Annotated in this window: 13 protein-coding genes; 3 read left to right on the top strand and 10 right to left on the bottom strand. The window is 70.7% G+C overall.

Annotated elements, in window-relative coordinates:
* Positions 1–33: 33 nt before the first annotated feature.
* The 7 genes from D187_RS22110 to D187_RS22080 all read right to left on the bottom strand — a co-directional run bounded on the left by D187_RS22110 (position 34) and on the right by D187_RS22080 (position 7,025).
* Entirely contained in the window at positions 34–1,278 is a 1,245-nt protein-coding gene (locus D187_RS22110; RefSeq protein WP_002622820.1) for a tetratricopeptide repeat protein, read from the bottom strand.
* Positions 1,279–1,311: 33 nt separating this feature from the next.
* The gene (locus D187_RS50220) at positions 1,312–1,968 is read right to left on the bottom strand and encodes a DUF2378 family protein (RefSeq protein ID WP_002622819.1); all 657 of its coding nucleotides are present in this window, start codon (positions 1,966–1,968) and stop codon (positions 1,312–1,314) included.
* A 25-nt stretch (positions 1,969–1,993) separates the two neighbouring features.
* Positions 1,994–2,596 carry a TIGR02265 family protein gene (locus D187_RS22100; protein ID WP_051256468.1) on the bottom strand — a complete coding sequence of 201 codons (603 nt, stop codon included), beginning with the start codon at positions 2,594–2,596 and terminating at the stop codon, positions 1,994–1,996.
* A 28-nt stretch (positions 2,597–2,624) separates the two neighbouring features.
* Complete coding sequence (locus D187_RS22095) at positions 2,625–3,248, bottom strand: TIGR02265 family protein (protein WP_020918197.1); 624 nt, start codon at positions 3,246–3,248, stop codon at positions 2,625–2,627.
* 232 nt (positions 3,249–3,480) lie between these two features.
* A complete protein-coding gene (locus D187_RS22090; protein ID WP_002622816.1) occupies positions 3,481–4,176 on the bottom strand; it encodes an HAD family hydrolase in 696 nt (231 codons plus the stop codon).
* A gap of 13 nt (positions 4,177–4,189) precedes the next feature.
* Positions 4,190–4,816, bottom strand: a complete 627-nt coding sequence (locus D187_RS22085) for a TIGR02265 family protein (RefSeq protein WP_063725007.1) — start codon at positions 4,814–4,816, stop codon at positions 4,190–4,192.
* Between the two features lie 148 nt (positions 4,817–4,964).
* Positions 4,965–7,025 carry a hybrid sensor histidine kinase/response regulator gene (locus tag D187_RS22080; RefSeq protein WP_002622814.1) on the bottom strand — a complete coding sequence of 687 codons (2,061 nt, stop codon included), beginning with the start codon at positions 7,023–7,025 and terminating at the stop codon, positions 4,965–4,967.
* Between the two features lie 79 nt (positions 7,026–7,104).
* Here D187_RS22080 and D187_RS22075 point away from each other — a divergent pair, with 79 nt between their 5' ends.
* Positions 7,105–7,890 carry a DUF2270 domain-containing protein gene (locus D187_RS22075; RefSeq protein ID WP_002622813.1) on the top strand — a complete coding sequence of 262 codons (786 nt, stop codon included), beginning with the start codon at positions 7,105–7,107 and terminating at the stop codon, positions 7,888–7,890.
* Positions 7,891–7,918: 28 nt separating this feature from the next.
* Positions 7,919–8,923, top strand: coding sequence for an isocitrate dehydrogenase (NAD(+)) (locus D187_RS22070; RefSeq protein WP_002622812.1), 1,005 nt, complete (start codon positions 7,919–7,921; stop codon positions 8,921–8,923).
* A 3-nt stretch (positions 8,924–8,926) separates the two neighbouring features.
* Here the strand turns inward: D187_RS22070 and D187_RS22065 are convergent, their stop codons facing one another.
* Genes D187_RS22065 through D187_RS22055 form a run of 3 tightly spaced genes read right to left on the bottom strand, consistent with a single transcriptional unit; the run spans position 8,927 to position 10,968 of the window.
* The gene (locus tag D187_RS22065) at positions 8,927–9,304 is read right to left on the bottom strand and encodes a translation initiation factor (RefSeq protein ID WP_002622811.1); all 378 of its coding nucleotides are present in this window, start codon (positions 9,302–9,304) and stop codon (positions 8,927–8,929) included.
* Between the two features lie 9 nt (positions 9,305–9,313).
* Entirely contained in the window at positions 9,314–10,645 is a 1,332-nt protein-coding gene (locus tag D187_RS22060; protein WP_002622810.1) for a vitamin K epoxide reductase/DsbA family protein, read from the bottom strand.
* Entirely contained in the window at positions 10,642–10,968 is a 327-nt protein-coding gene (locus tag D187_RS22055; RefSeq protein WP_002622809.1) for a cupin domain-containing protein, read from the bottom strand. The genes D187_RS22060 and D187_RS22055 overlap by 4 nt, the downstream gene beginning before the upstream one ends.
* 38 nt (positions 10,969–11,006) lie before the next feature.
* Between D187_RS22055 and ygfZ the strand changes: the two genes are divergently transcribed.
* On the top strand, positions 11,007–12,074 hold the full coding sequence (gene ygfZ, locus D187_RS22050; RefSeq protein ID WP_002622808.1) for a CAF17-like 4Fe-4S cluster assembly/insertion protein YgfZ: 1,068 nt from the start codon (positions 11,007–11,009) through the stop codon (positions 12,072–12,074).
* The last annotated feature ends 25 nt before the right edge of the window (positions 12,075–12,099 follow it).

The raw sequence follows: 12,099 nt of genomic DNA, 5'->3' as shown, positions 1-12,099 counted from the left end.
AAGGCCAGCGCGGGGTGACACGCGCCGCGGGACTCAGAGCACCTCGAGTCCCCCGTCCGCGAGCCGGAAGAGGCCCTCGATTCCATCCGGGGCCGCGCCCAGCCGGGAGAGCGCGCCGCGCGAGGCCTCGTCCGACTCCCGGCACACCAGCGCGAACTCGCGCCAGCCCAGGTGCACGCACCAGGGCCCCTCGCCCACGTGCGCGACGAGCCGCCGCCGCTGGGCCTCGGTGAGCAGCCGGGCCCCATCCAACCCATCGCCCCCCGCCACCGCCCAGACACCGGTGCCCCGCTCCACGAGCACCACCCGTCCCTCCTCCAGCACCACGGCGCGCACCGGCGCGGGGTTCGCCTCCAGGTGGCTCCAGGCGAGCGCGTCCACCTCGGGCGCGGAGAGCCCGGCGGGCCCCAGCGACGTCTCGGGCAGGTAGCGCACGAAGGCCTCGTCCTCCAGGACATAGAAGACCTCGAGCCCCGCGCCCGCGGGCCGGTGCAGCGCGCCCACCGCCCGCTCCGAGAACCGCGCGGGCCGCAGCACCGGGCGCACCCGCCGCTCCCACCCGTCCTCCGCCCCCGCGGGCCCCGACAACCCCCGCAGCCGCGCCACCAGCTCCGCCACGTGCTCCGTCAGCGGCTGCGCGCTCTCGCGGTAGGCGGCATGGAGCGAGTCCACGTCCATCCGGCCCACCCCTCCCGAGGCGAACTTCACCAGCAGGTGCGTGCCCTGCCGCCGGCACGCCACGCCCGCGCGGTGCAGCGCGGCGAGCAGCGCGGCGAGGAACTCCGCGCGCGACGCCGGAGCCGGAGGCACGGGGGGTGGAGGAAGCTCACCGGACTCCAGCTCCTCCTTGAGCAGGCGCGCCTCCGCGTCGAAGGGATCCCGCGCCAGCGCCTCCGCCACGAAGGCCCGCGCGCGGCCGTGCTCACCCCGCCGCAGGGCGAGCACCGCGAGCACCTTGAGCGCCTCGGGATCTCCCGGGTTGAGGGCGAGCACGTCGCGCAGCACGGTCTCCGCCTCGCCCATCCGCTCCAGCCCGAGCAGCGCCCGCGCCAACCCCAGGCGCACCTGAATGTCCTGGGGGAAGTCACGCCGCAGGGACTCGAGCAGAGGCAGGGCCTCGCGCTCGGCGCCCGCGTTCACCCACGCATGCGCCAGGGTGAGCCGCAGCGTGGGCCCCGGGGTGTCCCGGGCCGCCGAGCGCAGCACCTCCCACTCCCGCTCCTCCAGGGGCTCGCCAGCCTCCACCTTGCGACGGATCCGCTCCAGGGCAGTCAGCACGAAAGGAGTCTAGCCCTCCGGCGCCGTCCCGGCTCAGCGCCAGGAGATGTCGTACTCGCCCTCGAGCGTATCCAGTTGCCGGCCGTACACCGTCACGCCCAGGATGCGTGCCTCCTCGAACAGGCCCAGGATGACGCCTTCCTGGAACGGCATGGGCATGAAGTCGCGGTGCATGCTCCACACACAGCGATTGGTCCCCAGCCACCGCAGGGAGTGCACGCCGGCGTTCACGGCGATCCGATAGGCCTCGGGGGCATGGTTCATCAGCCGCCTCGCGTCACTGCCCGCCGCCACGAGCAGCGCCCGGCCGACGTGGGACGCCAGGAAGTCGCGCACACACCGCCGCCCCAGCATCCGCAGGACCTGGGCGGGGCCTCCATGCCGGGCGGCCAGGGGCTCGAGGGCCACGCTCAGTACCTCGAGCTGCAGCCGGGAGGGGTACTGGAAGGAGTCCACGTACGTGTCGTGCTGCGCCCACACCTGGCGGCAGCGCTCCAGCACGTCCGCGTCCCCCTCGCCGAGCGCGAGGACCGCCGCCTGGAAGCTGCGCACGAACAGCCCCCGCGTGGTGTGCGAGGACGGCACGAGTTCCAGCCGCCGCGAGAGATCGGGAACCCACCCGGCTTCGACTAAAGGAGAAGCAATCAATCGGACCTCGGATTCGAAGGGGGGCGCGAAGCCCGGATCCAACCGCTGGGGTACCTCATCCCCACACTCACCGCCAGGAGATGTCGTACTCGCTGTCCAGCACGCCTGTCTGCACACCCACCACGTGGACACGGCGGGCATCCATCCGCTCCAACATGGCCACCAGCATGCCCTCGTGGAACGCCGCGGGCGCGAAGTCGCGCTTCATGGTGAAGCGGCAGTGCTGGGGGCCCAACCACTCCACCGAGCGCGTGCCATTGACCGACACCAGATAGGTGGACGGCAGGTGATTGACGAGCCGCCGCGCCTCGCCGCGCACCAGCACCTGCATGGCCCGGCCGGCCTCCGACTCCAGGAAGTCCGTCGCCACGCAATGCCCCATCAACCACAGGGTGCACTCCGCCTCGCCATGGCGCTCCATGAGCGGGGGCAGCGCCGTGGACACCATCTCCAGGAAGAGCCGGATGGAGTAGTTGAAGAAGTCGAAGAACCAGGCCTGTCCGCACGCGGCGGCACACCGCGCCGCCAGCTCCTCGTCGCCGAGGACCCGGATGGCCCGCAGGGCCCCCTGGAAGAACAAGCCACGCGCCATGTCCTCCGAGGTCGCCTGGGCCAGCCGTGGCGCCCACAGCGTGGCCTCGCGTCCCGGAAACTCGAGGGGGGGGCTCACCGTGCTCCCTCGCCCATGAAGGAGCCGCTCACTGCCACCAGAAGTCGCATTCACTGTCGAGCCCACCTGTCTGCCTGCCACTGACACGTACCGCGCGCCCCCCCCACAAACCCAACGATGTCTTCACCACGCCCTCGTGGAACGGATAGGGCATGAAGCCCTGCTTGAGCGTCAGCCGTCCGCTGCACGGCCCCATCCAGCGCACCTGGTACTCGCCGAAGCTCACCGACGTGCGATAGGCCATGGGCAGCGCGGACTGGAGCTGCCGGGGACTGAGCGGTGACAACGACAGCATCACCTTGCCCACCCCGAGCCCCCACACCCGTTGCGCCACCTGCTGCCCCAGTTGCCGCAGCCCCTCCTCCGCTCCCCCGTACTCCCGTGCCAGTGCCGGCAGCGCCGTGGAGACCATCCGGTAGTGCAACCTCGCGGGGTAGCTGAAGAAGTCCAGGAAGTGGGATTCGCCACTCTCCTCCACACAACGTCTCACCAGCGGCTCGTGCCCCAGGGAGCGGAGCGCATCGAGTGTGCCATTGAAGTACATCCCACGCACCGTGTGCTGCTCCGCGACCAGACCGCCGCGCCGCGCCAGCTCTCGCTCCCAGATGTCTGCCTTTGCCCCACCAAGGCCCACGCTGTCATTCACGGCCATGAGTGCCCCCTGAGCGGCAACCCGTTCGAACGACCAATTCCTAGCGTAGGGCATCCCCGCCGGGATGTCGGTAACAGCCAGCGCCATCTTATTCCCTTTTCCAGGGAAAAGGATAGGCATTGTCTGTCTTTCCATTCCCCTTGTGGGATTGCGCTGTCATCACCCGGCCCCTACCGGAACGTTGAAAGCTTTCAATCCGGCCACAGCGAGGGGGCGCGCGCGGTGTCGAGGCTCAGCGCGCGTGCAGCAGCCAGCGCTCGAGTTCCTCGGGCAGCGAGGCGAAGTCAGGAATGACCCAATGGGCGCCCGCCTCACGCAGCGTCTGTTCCGGCAGGAGGGTGGTGACACCCACGGCGAACATGCCGGCCGCGCGCGCCGCGAGGATGCCGTTGAAGGCGTCCTCGAAGACGACGCACCCGGAGGGCTCCACGCCGAGCGCCCGGGCGGTGGCGAGGAAGATGTCCGGCGAGGGCTTGCCCCGCTTCACGTCCTCGGCGCCGACGACGCGCGAGAAGAAGGGGCGCAGCGCGAGCCCATCGAGCACGAAGTCCCGGTTGGCCGCGGGCGCGGCCGTGGCCACCGCGAGCCCCCGCCCCGCCTGCCGCAAGCGGGCGAGCAGTTCCAGGGCCCCGCGCAGGGGCGTGAGGTGCGGCCCGTACAGCTCGCGGTAGTGCGCTTCCTTCCGTTCGGCCAGGCGCGTCACCTCCTCGGGGGCCATGGGGCGGCCCAGGAGCGCGGGGAGGATCTCCTCGTTGCGCTTGCCAGCGAACTCCCGCTCGAAGCGCTCCTCGGGCGCCCCGGCCTCATCGAGGCCGAGCGAGCGCGCCAGGGCGACCCAGGCCTGGACGTGGAAGCGCATGTTGTCGACGAGCGTGCCGTCCATGTCGAAGAGGACGGCGGTGGGGGCAGGCAGGGGGGACATGGACATGCCCCACGCCCTATCACGTCTGCCAGGAGACCTCGTACTCGCTCTCCAGCGTGGAGAGCTGGTGGCCGCGCACCTGGGCGTCACGCGCGCACGCCTTGTCCAGCACCCCCATCAACACGCCCTCGAGGAACGGGTAGGGCATGAACTCCCGGCGCATGATGAGCCGGCCGCGCGTGGGGCCCGTCCACACGATGGAGCGGCTGCCAAAGCTCACCGAGGCCCGGTACGTCGCCGGCAGGTTGTCCACCAGCTTCTTCACGTCCCCATTGGCCAGCAGTTGCAGCGCCATGCCCGCCGCCGAGCACAGGAAGCCATCCGCGGCGCGGTAGCCCAGGGCCCGCAGCGCCTCGTCGATGCCTCCACAGCGGTCCTCCAGCATGCGCGCCGCGATGAACACCATGCGCAGGCTGGCGCTGACCGGATAGGCGAAGAAGTCGACGAGCTTGTCCTCGCCACTGGCCCGCTGGCAGTCGCGCACCGCCTCCTCGTCACCCAGACAGCGGACCGCGTCCAGCGTGGTGCGCAAGAACATGCCCCGCGCGGTATCCGTGGGCGACGCCATGGCCAGACGTCGCGCCAGATCCTCATCCGAGCCAGGCGGGGCCACGACCCATGGGTCCTGTTCATCGTGTCTGTGCATGAGCCCCAACTTCACACCGCTCCCCCCCTCGGCGTCCACAGCCCCCGCGCATCTTTCCCTCCATGGGCGCCAACATGTCTGATCATTGACCAGCTCAATCTGGCTGCATAAATCCATCCCACCTGCAAACCAGAACTGAAGAGAGGGATTAACCCGGAAAAGAGGGCGAGGCGGAGCCGGAGGAGGAGAGGTCGGACTGCCCGAGGAAGTCGTCCAGGGCGCCCACGTCGATGGGTTTGCGGAACACGGCGTCCACGAGGGCGAGGTTGGCGCGATTCTGCCCGCGCACGTCCATGCCGGTGACGATGGCGAGCAGCGCATGGGGAGAGCGCTGGCGCAGCTCGCGCGCCACCTCCCATCCGGACAGGTCCGGCATCACCGCGTCCAGGAGCGCCGCGTCATAGAGCCGCTCGTCCCACATCTTGAGCGCCACCTCGCCGCCCGGGGCCACCTTCACGTCGTAGCCCTCCTCGCTGAGCAGCTCCGCCATCATCCGCGCGTTGTCCGGATCGTCGTCCACCACCAGCACCCGGCGCGTGCGCTGGAAGCGCCGGGGTCCCGCCATGCCAAAGCCGTCCCCCGCGAGCCGCTCGTCCTCCTCGCGCTCCTGGGCCGAGCGCACCAGCGGCATGCGCACGACGAAGGCCGCGCCCGGACGGCCGGCGAGGTTCTCCACCGTCAGCTCCCCGCCCCAGCGCCGCACCTGCTCGCGCGCCACCGCGAGCAACAACGACAACTGGGGAGCGCCCACGTCGCGGTTGAGCGGATCGAACATGCGCGTCAGCTCCCCGGCGGAGTAGGGCGTGCCCGCGTCCTCCACGCGCAGCATGCCCTGGCCCCCCGGCTCCGCGCGCGTCTGGATGACCACGCGCCCGCCCCCATCCCCCAGCCGCTCGCGCTCGGCCAGGAGCAGGTTCACCACCAGCTCGCGGAAGAAGCCTGGATCGGCCCGCACCGCGCCGGGACTGCCCAGGCGCAGCTCCACCGTCACCGGGTGCTCGCGCTGCTCCAGCTCCCCGCGCGCCAGCTCCAGCGCCTCGCGCACCATGGCATCCACCTGCACGTCGTGCAGGTGCTCCTCGCTGCGCTCCACGTTGAACTCCTGCAGCCGCGCCACCAGCTCCCCCACCTGCCCCACCGTCCTGTCCAGCGAGTCCAGGTGCTCGGGGTTGTACTCGCGCCGCAAGAGGGTGATGCGCAGGCGCAGCACGTTGAGCAGGTTGTTGAGCGCGTGCGCCGCGCCACTGGCCAGCTGCCCCAGGGCCTGCGTGCGCGTTCTCTGCAACAGCCGGTCCTGCAACCGCCGCAGCTCGTCATGGGCGCTCAAGAGCGCCTTGTTCTGGTTGGCCGCCTCGGTGCGGTCGGTGAAGGTCTGGATGACGCCGGCGAGCTCGTCGCCCTCCTGCCGCAGGGGCGTGGCGCTCAGCTCCAGGGTGGCCTCGTCCCCACCGGGCCGCTCCACCACCATGAGCACGCCGCGCACCGGCCCGTGCTCGCGCAGCGCGCGCATGAAGGGCATGTCGGCCACCTTGAAGGGCGTGCCGTCCGGGTGGCGCGCGTTCACCTGCGAGAGCACCGTCGCCAGCGACGTGTGCGAGCGCGCGCCCACCACGGCGCGCATGGGCATGCCGATGAGGCGGCTGACCGGCGGCGTGGCGAAGGACACCGTCCCATCCAGCTCGGCCAGCAGGATGCCCACCTCCACGTGGTTGAGCACCGACTCCATCACCGCCGCCTCGCGAAAGCGCACCTCCTCCGTCTTGAGCACCCGCGTGAAGGAGGCCTGCGCCGAGGCGTGCGCCTCGCCCACCAGCTCCACCATGAAGGTGGCCACCTCCGGCTCCAGCCGCTGGCGGTTGCGCCGCGCGTACACGTAGAGCAGCACTTCCCCCAGCGCCTTGAACTCGCGCGCCAGGTCCTCCGCGTCGAAGCGCTGGTCGTAGCGCCGTGCCCCGTGCGAACGCACCACCTCCGGCCAGAGGATGAGGGCGTCCCTCCCCCGGTCCCTGAGCAGGCGGACGAGCTCGTCCACCAGCGGGCGCAAGGGGGCTCGCAAATCCCGGCCGGGCACATCCAACTCATGGGTCTCGGCCCGGATGCGCTTGGCCCACAGACGCACCACGCGCTCACCCTCCTCTTCCAGCAGGGCGAGCAGGGCCGTCACCGGGTCCACGGGCCGTGGGGTGTCTTGGAGGAAGGGAATGACCATGGTTCCTCCCGTACAGGGTGGGCATGGGAGCTGGGACCGGCCAGCCGCAAATGCGACGGTCCCCCTTGGGAGGGTGCGGATGGCGAACGACGGTAATGATCGCGACAAGAACGAATTCGAGGTCCCACCCGTCTCGGACTCGGCCATGGCGCAGCTCTTCCGGGGCGAGCTCAGCCGCTCGGATACCTGGCGCTCACGACTGGACAACACCACCAACTGGTCGCTCACCACCACCGCGGCCGTCATCTCCTTCGGCTTCACCACCTCGGCCTCGCCGGTGGTGTTCCTGGTGGGCCTGTGGATGGTGCTGACGTTCCTGCTCATCGAGGCGCGGCGCTACCGCTACTACGACTTGTGGATCCGCCGGGTGCGACTGTTGGAAAACGGCTACTGGGTGCCGCTCTTGCGCCGCGAGCCGGTGGACCCGGACGCCATCCGCGAGCTGGTGAGCCTGGTGGAGCGGCCACAAATCCAGCTCTCGCTCTTCTCGGCCATCTCCACGCGGCTCAACCGCGCCTACGGCCCCATCCTGCTCGTGTTGACGCTCACCTGGTTCGTCAAGGTGTACACCCACCCCTACGCCCCCAAGGACGTGGGCGAGTTCATGCAGCGGGCGAGCGTGGGCCCGGTACCGGGCGGGGTGGTGACGGTGGTGGTGGGGCTGGTGGTGCTCGTCTTCACCTATATCTTCGCATCCTCCTTCTTCACCCGGGCGCCCATGGGTGAGCTGCGCCCGCTGCCCCGGGGCCGACGCGCCGCGCTGTGGGAGTCGTTCTACCGGCCCTACGCCACGCTCGCCCCCCGCCGCCGCGGCCGCCGCTCCGCTGCGCCCCCGCCTCCGCCTCCGCCTCCGTCCTTGAATTAGCGCGGCTCGCGTGGTTGAAGCGAACGCCATGGCGACTCCGCGTACGGTCACGGTCATCAATGGCGACGGTATCGGCCCCGAGGTCATGGCGGCCACCCTCCGGGTCCTCCAGGCGCTCGAGGTCCCCCTGGAGTTCGAGCACCGGGACGCGGGGGCCGAGTGCATCGCCAAGTTCGGCACCAACCTGCCCGACGCGACGGTGGAGTCGGTGCTGCGCAACGGCGTGGCGCTCAAGGGCCCCACGGGCACGGTGGTGGGCGGCGGCATGGCGTCGGCCAACGTGGGGCTGCGCAAGCGCCTGGACCTGTACTCCGCGCTGCGCCCCGTCAAGAGCGTGCCTGGCGTGAAGACGCGCTACGAGGGCGTGGACCTGGTGGTGGTGCGCGAGAACACGGAGAGCCTCTACGCGGGCCTCGAGCACATCATCGTGCCGGGCGTGGTGGAGTCCTTGAAGATCATCACCGAGAAGGCCTCCACCCGCATCGCGCGCTTCGCCTTCGAGCACGCGCGCAAGAACGGGCGCAAGAAGGTCACCGCGGTGCACAAGGCCAACATCATGAAGCTGTCGGATGGCCTCTTCCTCGACTGCGCGCGCAAGGTGGGCCGCGAGTTCCCGGAGATCCAGTACGAGGAGGTCATCGTCGACAACATGTGCATGCAGCTCGTGAAGGATCCGAGCCGCTATGACGTGCTGGTGATGGAGAACCTCTACGGGGACATCCTCAGTGACTTGTGCGCGGGGCTGGTGGGAGGCCTGGGACTGGTGCCGGGGGCCAACATCGGCGAGCGCACGGCGATGTTCGAGGCGGTGCACGGCACGGCGCCGGACATCGCGGGCAAGGGCCTGGCCAACCCCACCGCGCTGATGATGTCGGCGGTGATGATGCTCGACTGGTTGGACATGAAGGACGCCGCGCGCCGCTTCGAGAACGCGCTCACCCGCGTGCACTCCGAGGGCAAGGCGCGCACCGGAGACCTGGGCGGCACCTCCAGCACGCGCGACTTCACCGACGCCGTCATCGCCGCGCTGTAGCGCTCAGCCGACGGTGACGCGGCGCACGCCGCGGGCTTCCAGCAGCGCGGGCAGCCGCTCGCGCTGATCCCCCTGGAGCACCAGGGTGTCTTCCTCCACCGCCCCGCCACAGCCCAGCGCGCCCTTGAGCGCCTTGAGCCACTTCTCGCGCTCGGCCTCGGGCAGCCCCAACTGCTCCACCACCGTCACTTCCTTGCCGCCGCGGCCCTTGCGCTCCATGCGCACCACGGCGCGCGCGGGCCCCCGCGCCGGCTCGTCCTTCACGGGCGAGGGCGAGGGCCCGGCGGGCAGCGCCTCGCGGTTGAGCGCGAGCGAGGCGAAGGGGTTGTGGAAGGGCGCCGCGGGGGCAGGCGCCTCGGGCTTCTTGTCGCGCTTGCCCATGACGTCCGCTCAGTGCGCCTGGTGGGCCTGGAAGGCGCGGGGCGTGGGCAGCGCGCCGAAGGCGCTCGCGTCCGGGTTGCCGTCCGCCAGGATGAGGGCGTAGAGGAACGCCGGGAACGCGCGCGCCTCGCGGCCATTGATGACCACCAGGGGCGTGCCGTGAATGTCATGCTGCCTGGCGTAGGCGATGTCGTCGCGCAGCTTGCGCTCGGTGTCCTGCCGGGCGACGCACGCATCCAGTTGCATGCGGGACATGGAGCCCGAGGAGAGCACCTGCAGCACCGCGTCGCGGCTGGTGAGCGAGCGCTGAGCGGCGAAGAGCTTCTCGCGCAGCTCCCAGTAGTCCGGAGCGTCCTCGATGCAGATCTGCCCCTTGGCGGCGACACAGCGGATGCCGGAGCCATCGGTGGCCTGGGGCGGCATGGTGAAGTTGCACTCGCTGTCGAGCGGGTACTGGCGGGCCTCGAGGGACAACTTGCCCTCGGGCAGGCGCTTCTTCATGACGGTGAGCGTCTCCACCAGGGCCTTGCAGTGGGGGCAGCGGCTGTCGGTCCACTCCACCATCTTCACCGGCGCGCTCGTCGTGCCATACAGGCGGCGCGCGGGAGAGGGAGCCGGCAGGGGGGTGGCCTGGCGGTAGAGGGCGAGCGCGTCGGAGACGGCCTGCTGCTCCTGCGCGGACAGGCTCTTGAGGTAGGCCTCCAGGGAGCCCGGAAGCGGAGCCACCTGGGCGACGGACTCCGAGGACGAGGAGGAGCGGGGCGTCTGCGTGCCGGGCACGAGCAGCGCGACATAGGCGGCCGCGGTGAAGCCCACCGTCCACTTCAGGCTGGTGGCCCACTCCCCCGCCTGGGGCAGGAGCGCGCCGGGCAGACCCTTCCAGGCCACGGCGGCGAAGGCGAGCGTGAGGACGTAGGTGCCCAGACACGTGGGGCACAGCACGCCGGTGCTCGCGCTCACGGCGGCGAACACGGCGCAGGCGGCCACGCCCGCGGCGGCCGTCAGGCGCAGCCCGTTGACGGCGGGCCGCACGGGACGAGCCCCCCGCTGCCAGACGAGGTAGAGCGCGGAGAGCGCCACGGCGACGAGGCCCCACACGAGCCCGAGTGCCGCCACGGGCATGCGCAGCAACTCGTGCACCGCGCCGGCGAAGGGCGTGTTCCACACCGCCTCGCAGTTGACGCGCTCGGAGACGCCACACACGGTGGCGCCGCCCTGGCGCAGGGTGAGCAGCTGGCTCCACTGGAAGAGGGAGAGGGCGCTCTCGGCGATTCCCAGGGCGAGCAGCACCTGGGCTCCGCGAACGGGAGGGGGAGGGGGCGGATTGGCCTTCTTGCTCATGCGTGCTCCGGAGGGGGGGTCATCAGGACGAGGAGGCGGGCGTTGCCGGGACCATCATTGGTGACGCCGTGCTCGACGCCCGCGGGTGCGAAGAGAGCGGCGCCGGGGCCATGGGGGGCCTCGTCCGCGCCGATGCGGAAGCGGCACTGCCCTTCCAGGACGAGGTACACCTTGTCCGAGTGGGCGTGCTGGTGGGGCTTCTGGGTCTGGCCGGGCGCGAGGCAGTACACGTCCAGGAAGAAGCGCTCCGACTTGAAGAGGTTGTGCTTCTGGAGCTTCTCGGCGGAGAAGCCCATGAAGTCGGACAGGTGTTTCACATCCATCGTGGCATTCACTCCCGGGCCTCTATATAGCGACGGTCATGCAACCGCTGTCTCTGCATTTTCTTCACGAGCAGGCAGGCGCCCGCTTCCTGGAAGCCAACGGCCGCGAGGTCGTGGCGGATTATGGGGACGCGGAGGCCGAATACCGGGCGGCCCGGGAAAGCGTGGCCCTGCACGATGCCACCTACCGCGAGGCGCTGCGCATAACCGGGGAGGACCGTACAAGCTTCCTGCACGGCATGGTGACCCAGGACGTGAAGGGGCTGGTGGCCGGGGCCTCCGCCTACACCGCCCTCATCACCGTGAAGGGCGCCATGGTGGCCGACGCCCGAATCCTGCGCCGTGAGAATGACCTGGTGCTCGACCTGGAGCCGGGGCTGGGCGCCAAGGTCCGGGAATTCCTGGAGAAATTCCTCATCTCCGAGGACGCGGAGCTGCACGACGCCACGGAGGAGCAGGGCGTGCTGCGGCTGCTCGGCCCCCGGACGTCCGAGCTGCTCGGAGCCGTCCTGGGCCAGCCCTTCGCCCCCCTCGCCCCGAACGCCACCCGGGGAGCCACCCTGGCCGGCCAGGACGTCCTGCTCCAGGGCTCGACCTGGCCCTCCGCCCAGGGCGTGGAGATGTGGGTGCCGCGCCCCGGATTGGAAACGGTCTGGAAGGCGCTGGTGGCGGCGGGTTCGGGCCTCGGCCTGCGGCCCCTGGGCTGGCGCGCCCTGGAGGTGCTGCGGGTGGAGGCCGGGGTGCCTCGCTATGGCCAGGACATGGTCGACACCACCATCCCCCTGGAAGCCAACCTCACGCATGGCATCTCGTACAACAAGGGGTGCTACATCGGGCAGGAGGTCATCGCCCGCGCCACCTTCCGGGGGCACATGAACCGGAAGCTGGCCGGCCTGCGCCTCGGCACGGCCGAGACGGCGCCCGGGACCGAGCTGAAGAAGGACGGCAAGAAGGTCGGCTGGCTCACCACCGTGGTGCGCGCTCCGGGCTCCGGCCAGTTCCTGGCGCTGGGCTACGTGCACCGCGACCACCTGGAGCCGGGAACGGTGCTGACGCTGGGCGACGGGCCCGCCGAGGCCACCGTGTCCGCGCTCCCCTTCGCCTGACATCCGCGTCCCCCCGCCCCCGGCC

This window comes from Cystobacter fuscus DSM 2262, from assembly GCF_000335475.2.
In the GTDB taxonomy this organism is placed as follows: Bacteria; Myxococcota; Myxococcia; order Myxococcales; family Myxococcaceae; genus Cystobacter; species Cystobacter fuscus.
Note: the sequence above shows the minus strand (reverse complement) of the source record. Positions and strands in the feature narration are given on the sequence as shown.